Here is a 22,177-nt window from a genome sequence, read left to right on the forward strand (position 1 = left end):
CATAAATAATATCTAATGTAGAATTAGATAGATAGTATTATATGTTTCCGTGCCTTCATGATGCGTACAATTTTAAAGAAATGGTATAAATTTAAACAAAATAAGCAAGCTAAACAATATAACTCTCACTGGTATATGCGCTTTGGCTGGCTCGATCAACCCTTAAACAATCAAGAACAGCTCAAAGAACTCTTTGAAATTCACTCACCGCGCAAATTTACATTTGCCGACTGTTTCTATGCACAGGAAGACAGCCGCCATTTCATTTTTTTTGAAGAAGTCGATGATGTTCATCCTGTTGGCTTTCTATCTGTCTTGGAAATTTTTAAAGATGGCACATTTACAGAACCTAAAACCATTCTCAAACTGGATTACCATCTTTCCTATCCCTGCGTTTTCAAGGTCGAAAATGACTGGTACATGATTCCAGAAACCAGTGCCAATAGAACGGTTGAACTGTGGAAATGTGTTGAGTTTCCACTGAAATGGGAAAAACACGCCAATATTTTGGAAAACATAGATACCGTCGATACCACGCCATTTTTTCATGAAGGCCTGTGGTACTTATTTACATCGACACGGCGCAATTGTAAAAAGTTTGGCGACCGTTTAGATTTGTTCTTTACCGAAGACATTCTCACCCCCAACTGGCAAGAGCATCCGCAAAACCCGGTGTGTCAGGGCCATCAGCAGTTCCGCATGGCAGGCAAGCCCTTTATCTATAATGGCAAACTGGTCCGTCCAAGCCAAGATTCATTAAAGCGCTATGGCGGCAATATTGAACTGAAAGAAATTTTAGAACTCAGTCCAACAGCCTATAAAGAACAGCTTTTAGAAGTGGTTTTACCAGACTGGAAAGCTGAAGATGATGGCTGCCACACCATCAATGCCGAAGAAAATTTTGTGGTGCTGGACGCCATCCGGCTTTCAGCCAAAAAATAATCCGAATGGTTAAGCGTGCTGCAGCAGCTCATAAATCCTGAGCGTTTGCTGCGTCATCGCCGCCACGGTCAGTTCATCCTTAGCGCGGAAAAATAAAGGGGCATAATCTCTTTCAGCCTGTTCAGACAGTGCATTTTCTATCGCCTGATGCAATTCATCCGCCTGTCCAATTTCAGCCAAATACGCTTCAGGCAGCCACTCAACCACCCCATTCACTTTGGTAGACGCCATGGCCTTATCCGCCTGCAGCGCCTCGACCATCACCAGAGGAAACCCTTCGCGATCTGATGAAAGTACCACTACATCTGCAAGTTGAATCAAATCACGCGCATCGGTACGGAATCCCAAAAAAGCGACCTGATGCTGCATCTGCTGCTGTACCGCTTGAGCTTGCAGGGAAGCCCGCAATGAGCCATCCCCCACAATCAAAAGAGTGGCATCTATCCCCTGCATGGCCTTTAACAGCAGGCTGATATTTTTAACCGGCTCTAAGCGGCCAATGCACATGACGATTTTTTGAGTGCTGTCCATTTCAGCATGCTGTGCATAAATTTCTGCTTTCAGCGACTGTTTTTGCTGATCCGAAAGCGCCGGCTGCGCATAGACACCGTTATACACCACATGCGCTTTTTCGGCAGGAATGCCTTGTGTCAGTGCTTGACTCACTGCAATCACCGCATCCCCTGCTGCATAAATCGCTTTATTCTTTTTTGTGCCATGCACGGTGGTGACAAATTTTACCGGTTTCAGCCAGCCGCGGATTTTAGACAGGAGTTCTGCCGCTTTGCCTGCCTGCGCATGCACAATATCCGGCTGAATTTGATTAATCAGTGTTTTTAATTGCCAAAGCAGAACAAGATTCCAGCGGCTGCGGGCAAAATCAACCGCATGGAAATGCACCCGCTGATTGAATTTTTCTGCATAGCATGGATGCGCAAGTATATGCACTTCATGCTGCAAAGACATTTCATTGGCTAAATTGAAGGTATGCTGCTCTAAACCGCCTATGCCGCCGCTGGTTGCCAGAACCTGCACAATCTTCATGACTTGCCCTGCTTTTTCTTGGCTGCATTCTGATGCTGTTCAAACAGCTTGGCTTCTTTTAAAAAGGCATAGAAGGCGTTAATCATGCTGTTTACAAAACCGCGCCAGCCATTGAAGCAGCTGCGGCGGATAAAGTAGGATTTTAAGAAGGTCACGGGCATCACCAAGCTCAATTTCAGCAGGCTGGGCTTTTTGCCTTTTTGAAATTTTTCAGCGGCCTTTAAATCTGAATACTGATTATTTTTTTCAACTTTGACAAAAATACTCGACTCACCGTAATGATAAATATCGCCTTCCGCTTTGACGCTTTGCCCATCGACAATGACATTTTCATGGACTTTATTTTCAAGATCATACTGCCCTTTGCTTTTGCGGAAAAAGCGTACTTTGGCATGCTTTTTCGTGTGTTTGCTGTTGGGCACCCCTAAAAACACATCGTTAATCGGCGTGATTAACGCATCAATTTGATTGGCTTGAATGGTGCGCTCAATCTCTACTTTTAACTCAGGAGACAGCACTTCATCACCGTCTAAATTCAGCACCCAATCATTCTTGCATTGCGCCAAAGCCAGGCTTTTTTGACCGGCATAGCCTTGCCAGTCTTGATGTGAAATCCGAGTATTTGGAAAAGACTGCGCAATCGCATAAGTATCATCGGTACTGCCGGAGTCCAGAATAATCACTTCTGAAAAATCGCGGACACTTTCTAAAGTATCCTGCAGCCACGCGCCGCAATTCAAGGTCACAATATAAACACTGCAAGGGATCATAATTTATAGCGTCCTTTAGCCATAGCAATGCGCATTTGCAGGGCATTCATGGCGCCATGTGTGCTGACGCGCGGAATATTGAATTGATTCTCTGCCGTATAGGCTTCTACTTTTTTACGCGTAGATACCGCATTTTTAAAGCCGATTTCTTGCGCCATCTGCTGATGCCTTGCGTTAAAGCGGCCAAATGGATATGCAAAACTTGGGCAGCGGCCCACCAGCGCTTCTATATCCTGCTTAGATGCCTGCATTTCTGCAAAAGCGTCTTCATCAGACAGTTTCAGCAAATTCACATGATGCTGTGTATGCGCGCCAAATTCAATCACCCCAGATTCAGACATCTCGCGAATCTGTTCAGCATTTAATTTTTCAATGCCTTCTATTTGCGTTGCTAAATAAATTGTCGCTTTGGCCTTATATTTTTTCAGCAATGGATAGGCATATTGGTAATTATCCAAAAAGCCGTCATCAAAAGATAAGGCAAAAACATTGCGCTGCCCTTGATACTGGTCCAATTCAGAAACAAAGCAAAACGTGGCTTTCTTTTTGACTAAATATTGCAGCAGCTGTTCAAATTTAGCCGGCGGCATATTCATGCCTGACGCCTCTGCATGCGGCGTCACCTGATGCAGCATCACCACCCTTGGCAATTTTGCGCTGCGCAGCGGCAGCCAAAAGGTATAATTGCCCAGTAGATAAAGTACTGCCGCAAAAAGAGCTAAGCCGGCAACCGCATACAGAAACCACATTATGCGTATACCTCGTGTGCCCATTCATACGCTTCTGACAAAGGCTGATCAAAAGCCACTTCAATCATAAACTGAGTAATCCGCTGGCCATTAAAGCTGCTGCGGGTTTTATTCCAGCCTGCTACTGCAATTTTTTTTGCTTCGACCGGATGATCCGCATAATGCTTAATTTTCGCAGCCAAATCATTCTGGTCATCAAAATACACCACTTCCTGCTCAGTATAGAGTTTGTCAAAGCCAGGGATGCGCGGGCTGAAAGTCAGCAAGCCATTGCCTGTCAGCTGCACAATACGGTCTGAACTGTACAGCGTCACATCATTCTTCCGTGAATAATTCAGCCCCATGCGGGTTTCCGACAATACTTTGTAATAGCCCTTGCCGTAGACGCCGGGCTGTTCAAAACAGCCATAGTATTGATATTGGACTTTATTTTCTGACAAGGTCGCCGCCAGATCTTTCAGGAATTTTTCACGTTCAGGCTCTTTGTACACCACACCGCAGAAAATAAACTCTTTATTAATGTGCTCTGATTCAAACTGTTTCAGCACTTCCACATTGCGGTGCCCCACATTCGGCATATAGGCCACTTTTAGATGCGGCTGCTTTAATTTCTGCAGATATTCCCCGCCCGTTGTACAAAAAACTGCATCCAAATACGGTGAAAACTCGCGAACAAAATCCAGCTTATGTTCCAAATACAGCGGATCGACATACCAAAAAGCAATTTTTGTCTGAGGGAATTGATGTTTAATTTCTTTCAGCACTGTGGGGCTCATTAAATCACTGTGGCCAATCAGCACCAAATCAGGCTCTAGATTATTCACAATTTTTAGAATTTCTTTATTGGCCCAATTGGCGCCTAATTTTTTCGTTTTGAAAATTGTGCCCATGCGGGCCATATCACGAAAGCTGAAATCATAAACAAAATGTCCATTTTCAGTTAAGCCAGCAGAAATTTTACGGTCTGTGCAATAAAAATGGGCGCCCTGTTTATTAAAACCAAAATTCGCAATGTGTAAGATTTTCATAAATCACTCAAATACAATCAATTGTAGTATTGCCAAGCCGGCATATTCTAATATTCAGGGGAAAAGGATAGCATAAAGCCCCCCGTACAGACAGCAGTAAACTTCCATCTCCAAGTCTGCCAAACCATGCAGCGGGAAGACACCGCACTGAATAACATGCTGAGACTTTACAAAATTTTAGCTGAGCTGCAAAAGCTTAAGCGTTATCCGCTGCGCCTCTTCAAACGGTGTATTTTCTGCAAGCTGCGCAATTTCAAATTGCGTTGAAACGATGTTTTTTTCCAGAAGCGCATCCACGGATTTAACAATCCGGTCTTGTTTTAGGCGGTCAATCTGAATCACTCCGACCCGGCACCCCGCGGTCAAAGCTTCGTAAATCATCGAAACACTGTCTTCAGTCACCCAAACTGCTTCCGCTTGCTGCATTTCTTCAAAAATCCAGCCTTGCGGCGTTTGCTCAACTGTAAAAATCTGCAGCTGTTCGGCAAAAGGCTGCTCATTTAAAAGATCCAGAAAATCTGCCGGGGTACGGCGCGAGGTTGTTAAAATGATTTCTGCCTGCGGGTTTTGTTCTGCAATTTGCTGAACAGCGTGCAGTACTTTTTCATTATCCCATTGATGCCGTTTAGACGATCCGCCTAAAGCAATTAAAATCCGATTCGGGTGATGGCGCTGTTCGTTGATAATTGGGTTCAGCGCCCCTTTGCTTAAAATCACATTGCCAAGCTCAGCCACGCCATCATGTTCTGGAATAATCACATGGTCAAACCAGCTGAAAGGAAAATTCGGCTTCATCAAAATAACCGTTTTGGCTTGCGGAAAAACTTTACCCAGCAATAGCACCCTCAGCTGGGTATGACTGCCGACCCCAATAATATAATCTGGCGTCTGGCTCACCGCATCTATGCGATGGGCGAGCATGCCCGCGCACAGGCTAACTATTGGCAATTGCGCAATGGAAATTTCCTGAAAACTGACTGACTGCGTACTGTTGCGCTGAATGGCTTTATACAAGCCCACAGCCTGAGAGCGGTGTCCAGCTTTTCCATCACTCACATAGACAATATGCATAAAGCCTCCGCTCCATTCAGCCAAGATAAAAACTGATCTCAATAAAAAAGGCGGAACTTCCGTTCCGCCTTTTTATCTTAACCGATCAGCTTATTTTACGTAAGTTAACCAGTGCGCATATTTAGGGTCTTTGCCCTGTACAGCATCGAAATATGCTTTTTGAATTTGCGTTGTGATCGGGCCGCGAACGCCTTCACCGATTTGACGGTCATCATATTCACGGATTGGCGTTACTTCAGCCGCTGTACCCGTAAAGAACGCTTCATCCGCAATGTAGAATTCATCACGGGTGATACGGCGCTCAACCACTTCAAAGCCAAGGTCTTTAGCAATGGTGATAATGGTTTGACGGGTAATGCCGTCCAACGCGCCGCCTGCGATGTCAGGGGTATGAATCACGCCGTCACGCACCAAAAATACGTTTTCGCCAGAACCTTGACATACATAGCCTTGAGGATCAAGCAACATTGCTTCATCATAGCCTGAATGCGCCACTTCCTGATGCGCAAGAATCGACAGCGTGTAGTTGCCAGATGCTTTTGCTTTACACATCGTCACGTTCGGGTGATGGTGTGTAAATGAAGAAGTTTTCACGCGGATGCCTTTCGCCATCGCCTCTTCGCCAAGGTAAGCGCCCCAGCTCCATGCTGCAACCACTGCATGAATAGTATTATCTGTTGCCGCAATGCCCAGCTTTTCTGAACCGATAAAGATAATCGGGCGCAGGTAGCAAGACGCTAATTTGTTTTCACGAACCACATCAATTTGAGCCTGTTCCAAAGCTGCTTGATCAAATGGAACTTTCATTTGATAAATTTTTGCAGAATTGAGCAAACGCTTGGTGTGTTCTTTTAGACGGAAAATAGCCGTTCCATTCGGAGTTTCATAGGCACGGACACCCTCAAACACACCCATACTGTAGTGTAAAGTATGTGTTAAGACGTGAGTTTTTGCTTCACGCCAGTCAACCAATTGTCCATCTTGCCAAATAAAACCATCACGATCAGCCAAATTCATGGCACACACTCCAAATTTTTATACACAGTCATTTTTATCCAAGGCAACAGCTGCGCTTGGATCAATTAATCTTTGCCATAGCTTGCAAACGACCTCTCGGGTATCGCGCCAATCCGCAGCATTCACTTGCATTGATTGATTTGCAAGGGCTAAGCGGTGGCTCTCGGCTCGTTCACGAAGGTAAGCTTGAATCAATGCTGTCGCATCGTCACTGGATAAGCAACTTGCTTTTGCGGCGTCTTCAAGGATTCGTACGTTGTCGGAGTAGTGAGCGAGATCTGGATTCGCCCCACTCCATGCTAATACCGCATACTGTGCCATAAATTCAATATCAACGATACCACCTGCATCCTGTTTTAAATGAAAAATCCCGTCTTTTTGCTGTTCTTTAGAAGAGCCCAAATGATCTTTCATTTTTTGACGCATTTTCAGCACTTCTTCGCGCACGCTTTCTTCATTTCTCGGCTGGGTTAATATCCGGCAGCGCAATTGCTCAAACTTCGCCCGCAGCGATTCTTCACCGGCAATCGAACGCGCTCGCACCAAAGCCTGATGCTCCCAGACCCAAGCGCTCTTAAACTGATACTGCTCAAACGCTTTCAGGCTGGTCACCAGCACGCCAGCCTCACCGGATGGACGCAGTCGGGTATCAATTTCATAGACCCGGCCATCCAGCGTTTGCGTGGTCATTAATGACATAAATTTCTGCGCCACACGCATGGCAAATTCAAATCCGCTGATGGGTTTTAAGCCATCGGTATCCGCCTGTTCATCCATAAAGTGAATAAAGACTAAATCCAAGTCTGAGCCATAGCCCAGCTCAATGCCGCCTAATTTCCCATAGCCCGCCACTGCAAAAGCGATATGATCCAGTGAGCAGCGCTGCCCATCAGCATCCAGAGGATAGCCATGTTTTTTAGCGGTAATTTGATAAGCCAGATTCAGCGTGGAGGCCACAGAAACTTCTGCAATATCCGTCAGCGCATCGGAGACTTTCATCAACGGGCTTTCTGCCAGCACATCGCTGGCCGCCACAGTTAGTACATTGGATTTTTTGAATAAGCGCAGCACCCGCATCAAGTCTTCCACATCATCCAATTCAATCCGCAGCAATTGCTGGCGCAGTGAATCTTCCAAATCCTTACGCTTCGGCAGCTCAAAATCCATGGACAGGAATTCATCCAGCAAGACCGGATAGTGCGTCAACTCTTCACAAATCCACGGGCTGACGGTGGCCATTTTGACTAAACGCTGCAGCGCGCCTTTGCTTTCAATCAGCATCACTAAATACACGGTGCGGCGCATGACCGATTCCACCAATGGCATCAAACGCAGCAAAGCCACTTGCGGATTGTCCGACTGAATCACCGCTTCAATCAAATGCGGCCAAAAGGTTTTTAAGCGCTGAACTGCCTTAGCCGGCAATTTTTTCAGGGCATGTCCATACCAAAATTCATGGACCAGATTTTTTGCGTTTTCATCCAAAACATCGTTCAGCTGTTTTTCGAGTTGCGTAAAACTTTCAACTAATGGATCGGGTTCTTTTTCTTTAATTAAATGTTCAAATTGATAAATGACTTTGGCGCGCTTTTCATTTAACACCTGCAGGAAATCATCCCATGAGGCATAGCCCAAGGTATCCAGCATGCGCTGGCGCGGTTCCGTCTCATGCGGTAAAGACTGCGTCTGTTGATCATTCAGCGCTTGAATCGCATGTTCGACACGGCGCAGGAATAAATAGGCGTCTTCCAGTTCCAAGATCACGTTTGGATCCAGCAGGCCGACCTCACCCAAATGATGCAAATTCACCAAGCATTGGCGGTCTTGCAATTCCAGTTTTGATCCGCCGTAAATCAGCTGGAATACCTGAACAATAAACTCCACTTCACGGATGCCGCCAGCCCCCAGCTTAATATCATCTCCAATATTGCGGCGCTGCACTTCACGCTCAATCATCGCCTTCATTTCGCGCATGGCTTCAAAAGCGGTGTAATCAACATATTTACGGAATACAAATGGCCGAGTCATGCCCAGCAGTTCAGCACCTTCTTTGCCCCCTGTGACAATACGCGCTTTAATCCATGCGTAGCGCTCCCATTCGCGCCCATGCTGGCTCAAATATTTTTCTAAAGCTGCATGGCTGATCGCCAAGGCAGAACCGTCCCCCCAAGGGCGCAGGCGCATATCCACACGGAACACAAAGCCATCTGCAGTCATGTGGTCCAATAAATAGATGAGCTTTTGCCCCCACAAAATGCAGAACTGCTGCACATCAATGCATTTTCTGCCGTTGGTTTCACCCTGCTCATCAAACGCAAAAATCAAATCAATATCGCTGGACAGGTTCAATTCCTGCGCGCCCAGCTTGCCCATGGCAATGACAATCAAGTCTTGCACTTTGCCGTTATAGCCCATCGGCTCGCCATGTTTAGCCGCTAAAGGCTGGTAAGCGAAAGCTTTCGCTTCACAAATTGAAGCATCAGCAAAATCGGAAAGTTCACGTGTCAGTGTCACCACATCGGTCAGCGCATTGGCATCCTGCCAAATCCAGCGGAACATCAGGCGCGCCCGCAGAATGCGCATTTCACGCATCCAGGCATTTTCATTCGTAATATTATTTAAAGCTGCTTGGACAAAAGCCTGAATTTGCTCAGTGCTCAAAGGAATTAAAAATTGGTCAACGGCATAATCCTGTTCAATTAAGTTGCGGTGTATCCCCAACACTTGCTCTGCATATTGGCTGGCACGCAAGGTCTTCTGCAATTGTTCCACATTCATTTTCAAACCCATAATCCAGTTTTTTTTCTAGTTATATCAGCTGCAAACCCATAGTGGAAAAGAATTTGATATTTTAATCATGAGATTAAGCTGTTTCTTCCGGCTTATCGCCGTGCTGGCTGCTTATTTCCAAAGCATGATGATGGCTCAGCGCCAAAGGGAAAGTGACTTTAAAAAGAGTTCCCGCCCCCTCCTTGGATTCGACAGCAATTTCGCCATGATTCATTTCGACAAAGCGCTTGCAAAGAATCAAGCCCAATCCAGTGCCTTTTTCTCCTGCGGTGCCTTTCACACTGACGGTGATTTTAGGATCAAACAGCTGTTCAATCTGAGGCTGCGTCATGCCTAAACCGGTGTCCTGAATAGACAGGCAGACCCCTTTTGAAGCCATGCAGGCCCGCAGCGTTACTTTTCCCGTTCCATCTGTATTGGTAAATTTCAGCGCATTGGACACCAAGTTCTGAATAACAGACGTGACCATATTGATATCTGCGTAGATCTTCAAGCCTTCGGGCACGTCATTCAGCAGCTGAATATTTTTCTTGACCGCCAGACTATTCAAAACATCGCAGACAATTTTCACCGCATGGCTCAATTCAAAATTGATCGGGTGATAGACCAAGCGCCCGCCCTCAGCCATGGCCCAGTTCAGCAGACTTTCCAGCAAATTATAGGTTGATTGCGCTGTGTCGAATAAATAGTCAGCGATATTTTGAATGCTGGATTCATCCAAAGTTTCACGCTCTTGCGCCAATACTTCAGAAAACCCCAGCAAGCCATGAAACGGCGCACGCAGATCATGCGCAATAATTTGAAAAAATTTGGTGTTACTGAAATTCAGCGCCGACTGCTGCTCATAAAGCTCTTTCAGTTCAGTATTTTCTACCCGCAATTTAATGCTGCCAATCAGGCTAAAGACAAACTCCTGCACCACGTTTTTTTGCTTTTCATCAAAAGCGCTGCTCTGCTCATCAAATAATAAAACCTGCCCTATCGGCAGTTCGTCATCTGTCAAGTTAAATGCCAGCAAACGGGTATGGCCTGCGCCCAATCTTTGAATATGCTGAGAAAAGTTTGAATAATTGGGGTGTGAATCATCAATGCAATCCGCACCTTCAAAATAAGGCTCTAATTGCGCTTGACCGCTGGCAAGAAAAGGCTTGCACCCGTCGGCTGAGGAAAACCAGATATACGGCTCATTCTGAAAAACCAAAACGGCATGATCCGCCTGCAGCATGCTTCTCGAAAATTTCAGGAATTCCGCCACACGGTTATCTTTGGTGAATACACCCATCAGTAAAGCCAATCTGCACGCGGCCAACTGTTCCGTCTGTGTGCCTATTTCCAGCAATTGTATCGCCATAGCGCGTCACCTGCTTTTTGCGCAAAAAGCAAAACCGCCTTTTGCACCCAATTTTAATTCTTATATTTTATTTTAATTAACAAAATTCAACAAACATCTCAACAACAATAACTGACAAAATCATTCTATTATTTATAAAAAAGCAAATAAAATGGCGTAAATTTAAAACAAAACATTAAATATCAATAATATAATTAATTCAGGATTTCATAAAAAGAGCCCAGCCTTCCGACAAAAAGATTGTAAGAAAAATGATTCAGTTCACAGTTTCCATAATATGCTTTCAAGCATCAGGACTGAAATGACAGAATATTGTCCATTGCTGGACTCAATGCATTTAGCGGCACTTCACATCCAACTGTTTGAACTTTTTTTTGATGCCTTTTGCCAACACCAAATGCCATTGGATCACCGCAGCCTGCAGATGCGCCCGAACTAAAATAGGCGATTCAGCTTAAAGAACCATCAAAAAACTGCTGTATAAATCTAAAATTCCTTCAGCTTATCTGAATAAAAGTTCAAGTGTGCAGCCTGCATTTTAATGACAGCTTTGGTGACTGACTGGGGCATAAAAAACGCTGATTTTCTCTGTACAATAATTTATTTCCATGATACCCAACATGTTGCCAGAAATTAGCTTGCCATTTCACCAGCAAAGCCAAACAGAAAACTATGGAATTTAAATTAAAAATAGAACTTAAAACATTGAATAACAATAATTAAAATAAAAAAAATGCATCGACCTGTATTTCAGCGCATTCATGCCGTTTTCCTCCGCCAGCCAGCTGTTGCTGCTCGCCAAATTCGAAAAGCAGCTAAATTTCACGTAGAATATTGCCATCGGTGAACAGCATCGATCTATACATTTTCAGCCAGCGGCCAATATGCGATATTGCCGTTTGGCTGAGGTGCAAAAAGCACCAATACCTTTAAATGTTTTATTTAAGCAAACCGGTTCTCAGGACTGAGCCAAAAGCTCGGTCCAGACAAAATCAATCAAAGCAAGGGGCTATATATGGCTGGTGGAAAGTCAACAATCATTTACACTTTGACCGATGAGGCGCCACTGTTAGCGACCTATTCTCTGCTGCCGATCATTGAGACCTTTACTAAGCCAGCTGGCGTTGAGATCGTTAAAAGTGACATCTCTGTAGCTGTACGCGTGCTTGCAGAATTTGCAGACTGCCTAAGTGATGAACAAAAGGTGCCCGACACGCTTGCAGAGCTTGGCCGTCTCACACAAGATCCAGACACGAATATTATCAAGCTTCCGAACATCAGCGCATCTGTTGGTCAATTGACAGCGTGCATTAAGGAACTTCAGTCTAAAGGCTATGCGCTTCCTGACTATCCTGAAAACCCGACAACTGACGAAGAAAAAGCCATTAAGGCCCGTTACAGCAAATGCCTAGGCTCTGCTGTAAACCCAGTATTGCGTGAAGGCAACTCAGACCGCCGCGCGCCTGCTGCGGTTAAAAACTATGTGAAAAAGCATCCTCACTCAATGAGCGAATGGAAGCAATGGTCACAAACTCACGTTTCACATATGAATGAAGGCGACTTCTACCATGGTGAAAAGTCAATGACTTTGGACCGCGCCCGCAATGTGAAGATGGAATTGATCACCAAGTCTGGTGAAACCATTGTTCTGAAGCCAAAAGTTGCGCTTCAAGACGGCGAAATCATCGACTCAATGTTCATGAGCAAGAAAGCGCTTTGCGATTTCTATGAAAAAGAACTTGATGACTGTAAAGAAGCGGGCATTTTGTTCTCTTTACACGTTAAAGCAACCATGATGAAAGTTTCACACCCGATTGTTTTCGGTCACTGTGTGAAAATTTACTACAAAGACGCTTTTGAAAAACACGGTAAATTATTCGACGAACTCGGTATTAACGTGAACAACGGTATGGCAGGTCTTTATGAAAAGATCGCAACTTTACCGACATCTTTACGTGAAGAAATCATCGAAGACTTACATGCTTGCCAAGAACACCGTCCAGCACTTGCTATGGTTGATTCTGCTAAAGGCATCACAAACTTCCATTCACCAAACGACGTAATTGTAGATGCTTCAATGCCTGCAATGATTCGTGGTGGCGGTAAAATGTGGGGCGCTGACGGCAAACCTTATGACTGTAAAGCAGTAATGCCTGAGTCAACTTTTGCGCGTATCTACCAAGAAATGATCAATTTCTGTAAGTGGAACGGCAACTTTGACCCACGTACGATGGGTACAGTGCCGAACGTTGGTTTGATGGCGCAAAAAGCGGAAGAATACGGCTCACACGACAAGACGTTTGAAATCTCTGAGGCGGGTGTTGCAAACATCACTGACTTAGAAACTGGCGAAGTGTTGATGTCTCAGAACGTGGAAGAGGGTGACATCTGGCGTATGTGTCAGGTGAAAGATGCACCAATCCGTGACTGGGTGAAACTGGCAGTAACGCGCGCGCGCAACTCTGGCATGCCTGCAATTTTCTGGCTTGACCCATACCGCCCGCACGAAAATGAATTGATCAAGAAAGTTGAAAAATACTTGAAAGATCATGACACTGCTGGCTTAGACATTCAAATCATGTCTCAAGTCCGTGCGATGCGTTATACACTTGAACGTGTTGCGCGCGGCCTAGATACAATTTCAGTAACCGGCAACATCTTGCGTGACTACCTCACCGACTTGTTCCCGATCATGGAATTGGGCACTTCTGCCAAAATGCTGTCTATCGTTCCGTTGATGGCTGGCGGCGGCATGTACGAAACTGGCGCAGGCGGTTCTGCGCCTAAACACGTACAGCAGCTTGTTGAAGAAAACCACTTGCGTTGGGATTCTTTAGGCGAGTTCATGGCGTTGGCTGTATCTTTAGAAGAAATGGGCATTAAAGAAGACAATGCTCGTGCAAAACTTCTTGCGAAGACACTTGACCAAGCTACCGGCAAGCTTTTAGACAATGACAAGTCTCCTTCACGCCGTACAGGTGAGCTGGACAACCGCGGCAGCCACTACTACCTAGCGAAATACTGGGCGGATGCTTTGGCAGCTCAGGATGAAGATGCTGATCTTAAAGCGAAGTTTGCGCCACTTGCGAAAGCATTGGACGAAAACGAAGACAAGATCGTTGCTGAACTTGCTGCCGTTCAAGGCAAACCAGCGGATATCGGCGGTTACTATGCAGTTGATACAGCCAAAGTAAATGCAGTGATGCGTCCAAGCGCAACGTTAAATGCAGCGCTTGCAGCAGCTCAATAAGTTGTCAAACTAAGGAATCTTAGTGAATTAAAAAACCGGCCTAGTGCCGGTTTTTTATTGCCAATTATTCTTGTTATAAAATTCAATTCATAAATAAAGATGAAATATAATCCTACATTAAATCAATTCCGAAGCGATGCAACACAACTAACCATAAGAAAAATAATACGATTGTCACAATACAGCAAATCATTAAAGTCAGCCAAAAACTACAACGCGCATAAAGTATTGGAAATAATAAAAACATAGGCAAAGTCGGAACTACATACCAAAACGTATACCATGCATGATTTGAAATTTTCTGTGGATCTTGATTTTCAAGTTTCATCCAAATTAATACAAGCACCGTTACAATGGGTAATGCTGCAATCAAGCCGCCTAAACGATCGCTGCGTTTAGCCAGCTCTGAAATCAGCACCACCATTCCAGCCGTCATCGCATATTTTGCAATAAGCCATAGCATTTTTAGACCCTTCAAGATTCAGCAGAAAGCATATTTTGGAATTCTTAATATATAGTTTCATGATAAAAACATTTCTTTTTTATTTGAATACCTGAACCATATTTTATAAATTTAATTTCAGGCAATAAAAAAGCCCTCAAGTCTTATAGTGCTTGAGGGCTTTCCAGATATCTGGTCCCGAGGGTCGGACTCGAACCGACACGTCATCGCTGACAGTGGATTTTGAGTCCACCGCGTCTACCAATTTCACCACCTCGGGAGTGGATGAGGGCTATAATACGCTATTTCACAGCACTGTCAACAATTGATATATGTGTTTGATTACTTTTAACTCAATCAATATTTTTTCGTCTTAAAAGTGAGCAAAAACAGCCGAAAAATTGAAAAAAGCATATAATGGGCGCAATTTATTCCCCTACTGTTTTATACATTTCTCATGCAACTTTCTGATTTCAGTTTTGATCTCCCAGATGAGCTGATTGCTCGCTATCCATTAGAAACCCGCAGCGCTTCCCGCCTGCTACACCTCGATGTTCAAGGCCAGTATCACGATTATCACTTTACCGATATTTTAGACCTGCTGCAGCCGGGTGACCTGCTGGTGCTGAACGACACCAAAGTGATGAAAGCGCGCTTAAAAGGCAAACGCGCTACAGGCGGTGCTGTCGAAGTGCTGGTTGAGCGCATGATGGACAAATTCGTGGCGCACTGCCACATCAAAGCCAGCAACTCGCCGAAAGAAGGCGCTGAGCTGTTTATTGGCCCAGACGAAGTGAAAGTGACGGTAAAAGGCCGTCATGAAAATTTATTTATTGTTGAATTTTCACAATCTATTTTAGATGTCTTAGACAAATACGGCGCGCTGCCGATTCCGCCTTACTTCAACCGTGAAGCCGAATCTATTGACACCGAACGCTATCAAACAGTGTTCAATGACCCCGCCAAATTAGCCTCAGTCGCTGCGCCAACCGCCAGCCTGCATTTTGATGAAGCGCTGCTGCAAAAATTAGAAGCCAAAGGCATCAATAAAACCTTTGTGACCCTGCATGTCGGCGCAGGCACTTTCCTGCCTGTGCGCACCACCGATATTGAAAACCATATCATGCACAGCGAATGGTGCGATGTATCTGATGATTCGATGGCGCTGATCCGCGAAACCAAAGCGCGCGGCAACAAAGTCATTGCAGTCGGCACCACTGCGACCCGCGCCACTGAAAGCGCTGCCCAAGCCAATGGCGGCGAGCTCAAAGGCTGGACCGGCGATACGCAAATTTTCATCTATCCGGGTTATGAGTTTAAAGTGGTTGACCGCTTGATCACCAACTTCCATTTGCCTGAATCAACCCTGCTGATGCTGGTGTCTGCATTGTCAAACCGCGACAATATTTTGAATGCCTATCATCATGCTGTGGACAGCCAATACCGCTTCTTCAGCTATGGCGATGCCATGCTGATTGACAATCTCAACGTGAAATAAACTCAGAGTCTACCCCATGCCGATCGATTCTGTTCAACGCTCCATCCATATACGGCGCAAAAAAAATGCTGTGGTTTTTCAGAATATCGCCCGGCTGTGGGATCTTGGACGCAAAGCCCATTCACATCAGGATATTTTAGATGGCCTGCATCCGTGGAATGCGCCGATTACCTTGCGCTTTGAAAATCTGCTTCCGCGGCTTTTAGCGCTCTGCGGCATGATCTGCATTGTGCCGGTATTCTTTCAAGCCTCACACTTTTGGGCACAGCTGTGTTTTCTTGCCGGGCTGATGATGATTTTTTGGGCCTATATCAGCTACGAGCAGGATGACCCGATTGAAGAAGTCATTGAGTTCTTAGAACGTGAAAGCATTGCCAAAAAATATCAGCTGCAATTCGGCCGCCAGCCGCAGCATATTTCCATTCCAATGAATCAAGCCCACTTCATGGCGCATTTAAAGAACCTGTTTCCAGTCTTTAATCAGGGCTCAATCTCCAATGACATCAGCAATTACGCCAGTGCAGTGTGGGACGATGAGGATGGCTTGCAGCATCAGGTGCTGGTATTTCAATACCACTACATTAATGAAATTAAAGTCCGTGACAAAGATGCCAACGAAGTCCGCTTAAAAGAAGTGCATAAAGACTTATGGGGAGTCTTTGTTTTTGATGTTGAACATCAAGGCATTGCCATTACCAGCATAAATACGCCTTTTTATTATCCTTACAGTTTTCCATGGCACAGCAGCGACATTCAAATCAACCAAAAGCTGAAATTCTATGGCAGTGATGAAATGAACACAGCCAAACTGATGAGCCCCGGTTTTGTGCTGCGCGCGGCCGATTTTTTCCAGTCCCGCCAAGGCGACTTGATGTTTCATCCAGTCAGCAAAATTCTGTGTTTTTTAGGCCCGCAGGATTTATTCCAAGTGTCCAGCAAATCATCGAAGATTGAAGATATTTCAGCATTGCGCGGACATTTAAGAACGTTTAAATTAATTGCTTTAGAGAACTTGCAAAAAGATCTGACTATTTTTTTAAAATAAGCTTATAAATTCAGCTTTTCAAAAAAACAAGATCTTTGGGGAAAATAAAATATGGGGCTGATGATCTTTTTTATACTGATTATTGCGGCTGTTTTTGGCTGTATCGTCATCCGCAACAATATTGTGCGCCACCACAATGCAACCATCCGCGCATGGTCCGATGTTGCCAGCTACGAACGTCAAAAAGTCAAAATTCTAGACGGCTTGCAGCCGCTGGTCGAGCAGTACTCTGGTTTTGAACAAGGCACTTTGGAAAAAGTGACTGAACTGCGTCAAAACATTATGAATCTGAACCTGCAAAATGCTGATGTTTCGCAGCTGCAGCACATTGAATCGTTAAATAAAGAATTGATGCGCAGCCTGAATGTCGTGGTAGAAAACTATCCAGAATTAAAGGCCAATGAAATTTATCTAAAAATGATGAATGAAATTGAAGAGCAAAATGAAAATGTCGGCGCGGCAATTACGATTTTTAACCGCAATGTCGAACTGTTCAACAATCATATTCAAGTGTTTCCAAACAATATCGTCAACACCATGACTTTAGGCAAAAAAACAATTCGTCCTTTTAAAGACAATGCCGTAACGCAGAGCTTTGATTATAGGCCAAACTTTTAATTTCAGGCGCAGGGCTTTCCTGCGCCGCGCTATGGATTTCAAGCCATGCCAGAACATACAACATTATTAAAACAAGTATTAATAGAAGAATTTCAGCAGCTTTATCAGCACTATAAAAACGATGATATTTACGCATGCGCCTTGGTTTTTAATGAATATTTGCAGATTGATTATTTAGCCATTTCCACTCAGCGCAGCATTTATGCAGAGCATGAAGACCGCGCCCAGTATTTATCTGAACTGGAGCGCTGGAATATCCAAAAGTGGCGCAGCAGATTACGCCCTGCGCAAAGTTCCGCCTTGCACAGCTTTCGGGATATTCTGGCTGGAAGCGCGGCATCTGCGCACAGTTTCAGTACCCCCATACCCGATCAGTCCAGCAGCAATCTGCAAACGCTGCTGGATGCCTTTAAGCAGGCCAAAGAAGCGCTGGTCACTTTAAATGGCCAAGATCTGCATCAGATTTTATTTTTTATCGGCCTGCCTTCTCAGCCAGAGATAGAAATTCGGTCCGTGCTGTATCTCAATCCGACCAGCAGCGGGCTGCAGTCCTTTTTGCATGACCGCACGCCAAAGCAGCAGGCCATCCAGCATTTAAACCGCTTTAAGCTGTCGCAGGCCGATAAAGACCTGCTGATTGATTTAGCGCAGTTGGCGGAAGTGGAACCGTATAACGAGCTTCAGGTCGCCCACGCAGCGTATCTGCTGACGCTTGAGTCCAATTTTATGGATACCAATGCCTATATTCAAAAACTGGTGCAGACCATTGCAGCAATGGCAACCGGCAGCAAAGACAGCTGCGCCATGCAAAAAGATGAAATATTAGCGCGCATCAATCAGTTTTATCATTCTTCCCATTTCACCGCGCAGCCCGCCAGCTGAAAGCGCTTCTGCGGCCTTGCGCAAATGTGAATGCAAATCCATGAGAAATTTACAGCCTCAGTACGCTCTGGCGCTGGCGTTTAGCAGCGGAATCAAGGAAAATAGCGTACTTTTAGCACTAATGATCAGCGAACTGTTTTTTCGCCTTGATTTGGAACCTGTATGAAGTTTGAAAAATTAGGCCAGTCTGGACGCGCGCGCCGCGGCCGTCTTACCCTTGCACATGGTGTGGTGGAAACGCCTGTGTTTATGCCCGTCGGGACTTACGGCACGGTAAAAGGCATGCTCCCGCGCGATATTGAAGAAATTAAAGCGCAAATTATTTTAGGCAACACTTTCCATCTTTACTTGCGCCCTGGCCTAGAAGTCATTCAGGAACACGGCGGCCTGCATGAATTCATGAAATGGGACAAGCCGATTTTGACCGATTCAGGCGGCTTCCAGGTCTTCAGCCTTGGCGCAATGCGTAAAATCAAAGAAGAAGGCGTGACCTTCCGCTCACCGATTGACGGCTCTAAAGTATTTTTATCTCCTGAAATTTCAATGGATATTCAAAAAACATTGAATTCAGATATCGTGATGATTTTTGATGAATGCACGCCTTACCCTGCAACGCATGAAGAAGCGCAAAAATCGCTTCAGCTGTCATTGCGCTGGGCAAAACGCTGCAAAACTCATCACCATGATGAAATCAACAATACCAATGCTTTATTCGGCATCATTCAAGGCGGCATGTACGAAGACCTGCGTGATGAGTCTCTGAATGGCCTGCTGGACATTGGCTTTGACGGATATGCCATTGGCGGCCTGTCTGTGGGCGAACCGAAAGAAGAAATGATTAAAGTGCTGGACTATCTTCCTGCGAAAATGCCTGAAGATAAGCCGCGTTACCTGATGGGCGTCGGTAAGCCTGAAGATATTGTGGAAGGCATCCGCCGCGGTGTAGATATGTTTGACTGCGTGATGCCGTCCCGCAACGCACGCAACGGCCACTATTTTGTGACAGATGGTTTAGTGCGCATCCGCAATGCCAAATACCGCCATGACCAAAGTCCGCTGGATGCTGATTGCGACTGCTACACCTGCACAAATTTCACCCGCGCTTATCTGTTCCATTTAGAGAAATGCGGCGAAATGCTGGGCTCAATGCTGGGCACCATCCATAACCTGCGCTATTACCAGCGTTTTACCCAAGATATTCGTGACGCTCTGGACAATGGCACATTTGATGAATTTGTTCAGGACTTTTATGCCCGCCGAGGCTTAGAAGTGCCGCCTTGTCCGCAAGATTAATCTTTCAGCATTTGCGCTGAGGAAAAAGACAAGGTAAATTGCAGAACAAGCCAATTTATTATCATGTTATTGATATACCGTTTTATTAGTTTAGGAAATTGAAATGAGCCTTTTTATTTCTACTGCACATGCAGCAGGTGAAGCAGCACAACAGCCGAGTATGATGGCCAACATCTTAATGATTGCTGTTTTTGTTGCGATCTTCTACTTCTTGATCTGGCGTCCGCAATCTAAGCGCGCAAAAGAACACCGCGCGCTGGTTGAAAGCCTGGGCGTCGGCAGTGAAGTTGTGTTTGCCGGCGGTTTAATGGGCAAAATCATTAAACTTGAAGGCGATTTTGCTGTCGTTGAACTGAGCCGCGGCGTAGAAGTAAAAATTCAGCGCGCAAGTGTGATTTCAGTTCTTCCTGAAGGCACGTTAAACAACCTTTAATCAAAAAACAGTCGTGCATCCGCACGGCTTTTTTCATTTTAAGAAGAAAACAAATGCGTTACCCAGCATGGAAATATCTGCTGATCCTAGTCGTTTTAGTGGTCAGCACATTATATGCCCTGCCAAGTTTGTATCCAGATGAACCAGCTGTTCAAATTTCGGGTGCCAAAGCCGGTACTCAAATCGATCAGAGCATCGTGCAAAAAGCAGAGCAAATTTTAAAAAGTGAAAACATTGCCACACACGACAACAGCTTCACCAATAATGCAGCCTTATTGCGCGTAGATTCAAGCGAAGCACAATTAAAAGCAAAAGACGCTTTGCGGCGCGACTTGGGCGACCAATACGTTGTCGCATTAAACCTTGCGCCAACCACGCCTGAATGGCTGCAGAAAATTGGCGCTAAGCCGATGAAGCTCGGCTTGGACTTGCGCGGCGGTGTTCACTTCTTGCTTGAAGTGGATATGGATAAAGCCATTTCACAGCGTATGGAAACATCTGCTGCAGACTTGCGCCGCCAGCTGCGTGACAGCAACCTGAAATTCAACAGCCTATCGCTCAGCAATAACGCGATTACCCTTCAGTTCGCCAACAATGATGACCGGTCAGCAGTGATGGATTTCCTGCGCCGAAGCGGCAATGAGTATACGCAGCAGGCGATTGCAACCGACAGCGGTTCAACACTGCGCTTGACCTATACTGATGCCCGCAAGCAGGAAATTCAGTCCTATGCAGTCAACCAGAACTTAACCACACTGCGCAACCGGATTAACGAGTTGGGCGTAGCGGAAGCTGTGGTTCAAACGCAGGGCAGCAACCGCATTGTGGTGGAGCTTCCAGGTGTTCAGGATACGGCTGAAGCAAAACGTGTCCTTGGCCGTACTGCAAACCTTGAATTCCGCTTAGTATCCGACTTGAATGATCAATATATTGATCCATACACCGGTCAGATCAAAGGTTCATTGCCGCCAGGCACAGAAGCTTTCGCCTATGAATCTTTAGACAGCGGCCGTCAGCTGCTGCTGGAGCGCAACCGTATTTTAACGGGTGAGCGTGTTCAAAATGCATCTTCAGGCTTTAGCCAGGATTCAGGCGGCGCTGAAGTAAACATTACGCTGGATACTGCTGGCGGCAAGCTAATGTCAGAAGCAACCCGCAATTCTGTCGGCAAACGCATGGCTGTGCTGTTTATTGAAAACAAGCAAAAGATCAGCTATGTTCAAGACCCTAAGACTGGCGCGCAGACTGAAGTCCGCACCCCTTATACTGAGTCTGTCGTCATTAATGCAGCAACCATTCAAGCCGTATTAGGTTCACAATTCCGCATTACCGGCCTGTCTTCTCCGCAGGAAGCGTCAGAGCTTGCTTTGATGCTGCGTGCAGGTGCACTGGCGGCGCCAATGTACTTTGTTGAAGAACGGGTGATTGGCCCGAGCTTGGGTCAAGAAAACATTGATAAAGGCGTCTTGTCTACGCAAATCGGCTTCTTGCTGGTTGCAATCTGGATGGTGGTGTTCTTCCGCCTATTTGGCTTAATCGCCAACTTTGCCCTCGTGTTCAACTTGGCAATGATTTTAACCATCATGTCTTGGATTGGCGCCTCCCTCACCCTGCCGGGTATTGCGGGTATCGTCATCACCATTGGCATGGCGGTCGATGCCAACGTGCTGATCTGTGAGCGGATACGGGAAGAAATGAAATGGGGCGCCTCGCCCAAGCAGGCCATTGTGGCCGGCTATGATCGGGCCTACAACACCATTCTGGACTCCAACTTAACCACATTCTTGGTGGCGTTTATTCTGTTTGCCATTGGCACAGGCCCGATTAAAGGCTTTGCCGTGACCCTGATGATTGGTATCGTCTGCTCAATGTTTACTGCCATTACAGTAACCCGTGCGATTGTCCAGCTCATTTACGGCAAAAAACGCAACCTGCATAAGTTGAGCATTTAAGG

17 protein-coding genes, 1 tRNA gene and 1 pseudogene are annotated in these 22,177 nt (G+C 45.5%); 9 read left to right on the top strand and 10 right to left on the bottom strand.

Annotated features, from left to right (window positions below):
• Positions 1-57: 57 nt before the first annotated feature.
• Positions 58-955, top strand: a pseudogene (locus OKC24_RS09645) (glucosamine inositolphosphorylceramide transferase family protein).
• On the opposite strand, the gene OKC24_RS09650 reads toward OKC24_RS09645, so the two are convergent.
• The 8 genes from OKC24_RS09650 to OKC24_RS09685 form a co-directional block, all read right to left on the bottom strand.
• On the bottom strand, positions 952-1,986 hold the full coding sequence (locus tag OKC24_RS09650; protein WP_131276795.1) for a glycosyltransferase: 1,035 nt from the start codon (positions 1,984-1,986) through the stop codon (positions 952-954). The pseudogene OKC24_RS09645 and the gene OKC24_RS09650 overlap by 4 nt on opposite strands.
• A complete protein-coding gene (locus tag OKC24_RS09655) occupies positions 1,983-2,756 on the bottom strand; it encodes a glycosyltransferase family 2 protein (protein WP_130146256.1) in 774 nt (257 codons plus the stop codon). Before OKC24_RS09655 ends, OKC24_RS09650 begins: the two co-directional genes overlap by 4 nt.
• Complete coding sequence (locus OKC24_RS09660; protein ID WP_213073147.1) at positions 2,753-3,508, bottom strand: polysaccharide deacetylase family protein; 756 nt, start codon at positions 3,506-3,508, stop codon at positions 2,753-2,755. The genes OKC24_RS09655 and OKC24_RS09660 overlap by 4 nt, the downstream gene beginning before the upstream one ends.
• Entirely contained in the window at positions 3,505-4,533 is a 1,029-nt protein-coding gene (locus OKC24_RS09665) for a glycosyltransferase family protein (RefSeq protein ID WP_131276798.1), read from the bottom strand. Before OKC24_RS09665 ends, OKC24_RS09660 begins: the two co-directional genes overlap by 4 nt.
• A gap of 177 nt (positions 4,534-4,710) precedes the next feature.
• Positions 4,711-5,604: a mitochondrial fission ELM1 family protein gene (locus OKC24_RS09670; protein WP_265465007.1), complete on the bottom strand. Its 894-nt coding sequence runs from the start codon at positions 5,602-5,604 to the stop codon at positions 4,711-4,713.
• Between the two features lie 90 nt (positions 5,605-5,694).
• A complete protein-coding gene (locus tag OKC24_RS09675; RefSeq protein WP_130146248.1) occupies positions 5,695-6,621 on the bottom strand; it encodes a branched-chain amino acid transaminase in 927 nt (308 codons plus the stop codon).
• Positions 6,622-6,639: 18 nt separating this feature from the next.
• Positions 6,640-9,399 carry a bifunctional [glutamate--ammonia ligase]-adenylyl-L-tyrosine phosphorylase/[glutamate--ammonia-ligase] adenylyltransferase gene (gene glnE, locus OKC24_RS09680; RefSeq protein ID WP_265465008.1) on the bottom strand — a complete coding sequence of 920 codons (2,760 nt, stop codon included), beginning with the start codon at positions 9,397-9,399 and terminating at the stop codon, positions 6,640-6,642.
• Positions 9,400-9,484: 85 nt separating this feature from the next.
• Complete coding sequence (locus tag OKC24_RS09685) at positions 9,485-10,762, bottom strand: sensor histidine kinase (RefSeq protein WP_265465009.1); 1,278 nt, start codon at positions 10,760-10,762, stop codon at positions 9,485-9,487.
• Positions 10,763-11,777: 1,015 nt separating this feature from the next.
• Here OKC24_RS09685 and OKC24_RS09690 point away from each other — a divergent pair.
• Positions 11,778-14,012, top strand: a complete 2,235-nt coding sequence (locus OKC24_RS09690) for an NADP-dependent isocitrate dehydrogenase (RefSeq protein WP_130146243.1) — start codon at positions 11,778-11,780, stop codon at positions 14,010-14,012.
• A gap of 112 nt (positions 14,013-14,124) precedes the next feature.
• Here the strand turns inward: OKC24_RS09690 and OKC24_RS09695 are convergent, their stop codons facing one another.
• Positions 14,125-14,475 (bottom strand): DUF3147 family protein, encoded by a 351-nt coding sequence (locus OKC24_RS09695; protein WP_130146241.1) that lies wholly within the window; start codon positions 14,473-14,475, stop codon positions 14,125-14,127.
• Positions 14,476-14,647: 172 nt separating this feature from the next.
• A tRNA-Leu gene (locus OKC24_RS09700) sits at positions 14,648-14,734 on the bottom strand.
• A 177-nt stretch (positions 14,735-14,911) separates the two neighbouring features.
• Between OKC24_RS09700 and queA the strand changes: the two genes are divergently transcribed.
• The 7 genes from queA to secD all read left to right on the top strand — a co-directional run bounded on the left by queA (position 14,912) and on the right by secD (position 22,175).
• On the top strand, positions 14,912-15,952 hold the full coding sequence (gene queA, locus OKC24_RS09705) for a tRNA preQ1(34) S-adenosylmethionine ribosyltransferase-isomerase QueA (protein ID WP_130146239.1): 1,041 nt from the start codon (positions 14,912-14,914) through the stop codon (positions 15,950-15,952).
• A gap of 16 nt (positions 15,953-15,968) precedes the next feature.
• Positions 15,969-16,997, top strand: a complete 1,029-nt coding sequence (locus OKC24_RS09710) for a hypothetical protein (RefSeq protein ID WP_130146237.1) — start codon at positions 15,969-15,971, stop codon at positions 16,995-16,997.
• A 51-nt stretch (positions 16,998-17,048) separates the two neighbouring features.
• Complete coding sequence (locus OKC24_RS09715) at positions 17,049-17,615, top strand: LemA family protein (RefSeq protein WP_130146235.1); 567 nt, start codon at positions 17,049-17,051, stop codon at positions 17,613-17,615.
• A gap of 45 nt (positions 17,616-17,660) precedes the next feature.
• On the top strand, positions 17,661-18,497 hold the full coding sequence (locus OKC24_RS09720) for a DUF4303 domain-containing protein (protein WP_130146233.1): 837 nt from the start codon (positions 17,661-17,663) through the stop codon (positions 18,495-18,497).
• Positions 18,498-18,659: 162 nt separating this feature from the next.
• On the top strand, positions 18,660-19,790 hold the full coding sequence (tgt, locus tag OKC24_RS09725) for a tRNA guanosine(34) transglycosylase Tgt (RefSeq protein ID WP_131276801.1): 1,131 nt from the start codon (positions 18,660-18,662) through the stop codon (positions 19,788-19,790).
• A gap of 103 nt (positions 19,791-19,893) precedes the next feature.
• Positions 19,894-20,223, top strand: coding sequence for a preprotein translocase subunit YajC (gene yajC / locus OKC24_RS09730; RefSeq protein WP_005012622.1), 330 nt, complete (start codon positions 19,894-19,896; stop codon positions 20,221-20,223).
• A 53-nt stretch (positions 20,224-20,276) separates the two neighbouring features.
• On the top strand, positions 20,277-22,175 hold the full coding sequence (gene secD, locus OKC24_RS09735; RefSeq protein ID WP_130146229.1) for a protein translocase subunit SecD: 1,899 nt from the start codon (positions 20,277-20,279) through the stop codon (positions 22,173-22,175).
• The last annotated feature ends 2 nt before the right edge of the window (positions 22,176-22,177 follow it).

Source organism: Acinetobacter entericus (genome assembly GCF_026168575.1).
Taxonomy (GTDB): domain Bacteria; phylum Pseudomonadota; class Gammaproteobacteria; order Pseudomonadales; family Moraxellaceae; genus Acinetobacter; species Acinetobacter bouvetii.

Coding starts and splice junctions, on each gene's coding strand:
- OKC24_RS09655 (WP_130146256.1), bottom strand. CDS start 2,756: ATGATCCCTTGCAGTGTTTATATTGTGACCTTGAATTGCGGCGCGTGG.
- glnE (WP_265465008.1), bottom strand. CDS start 9,399: ATGAATGTGGAACAATTGCAGAAGACCTTGCGTGCCAGCCAATATGCA.
- OKC24_RS09670 (WP_265465007.1), bottom strand. CDS start 5,604: ATGCATATTGTCTATGTGAGTGATGGAAAAGCTGGACACCGCTCTCAG.
- OKC24_RS09685 (WP_265465009.1), bottom strand. CDS start 10,762: ATGGCGATACAATTGCTGGAAATAGGCACACAGACGGAACAGTTGGCC.
- OKC24_RS09665 (WP_131276798.1), bottom strand. CDS start 4,533: ATGAAAATCTTACACATTGCGAATTTTGGTTTTAATAAACAGGGCGCC.
- queA (WP_130146239.1), top strand. CDS start 14,912: ATGCAACTTTCTGATTTCAGTTTTGATCTCCCAGATGAGCTGATTGCT.
- OKC24_RS09715 (WP_130146235.1), top strand. CDS start 17,049: ATGGGGCTGATGATCTTTTTTATACTGATTATTGCGGCTGTTTTTGGC.
- secD (WP_130146229.1), top strand. CDS start 20,277: ATGCGTTACCCAGCATGGAAATATCTGCTGATCCTAGTCGTTTTAGTG.
- OKC24_RS09695 (WP_130146241.1), bottom strand. CDS start 14,475: ATGCTATGGCTTATTGCAAAATATGCGATGACGGCTGGAATGGTGGTG.
- OKC24_RS09720 (WP_130146233.1), top strand. CDS start 17,661: ATGCCAGAACATACAACATTATTAAAACAAGTATTAATAGAAGAATTT.
- OKC24_RS09710 (WP_130146237.1), top strand. CDS start 15,969: ATGCCGATCGATTCTGTTCAACGCTCCATCCATATACGGCGCAAAAAA.
- OKC24_RS09650 (WP_131276795.1), bottom strand. CDS start 1,986: ATGAAGATTGTGCAGGTTCTGGCAACCAGCGGCGGCATAGGCGGTTTA.
- tgt (WP_131276801.1), top strand. CDS start 18,660: ATGAAGTTTGAAAAATTAGGCCAGTCTGGACGCGCGCGCCGCGGCCGT.
- yajC (WP_005012622.1), top strand. CDS start 19,894: ATGAGCCTTTTTATTTCTACTGCACATGCAGCAGGTGAAGCAGCACAA.
- OKC24_RS09675 (WP_130146248.1), bottom strand. CDS start 6,621: ATGAATTTGGCTGATCGTGATGGTTTTATTTGGCAAGATGGACAATTG.
- OKC24_RS09690 (WP_130146243.1), top strand. CDS start 11,778: ATGGCTGGTGGAAAGTCAACAATCATTTACACTTTGACCGATGAGGCG.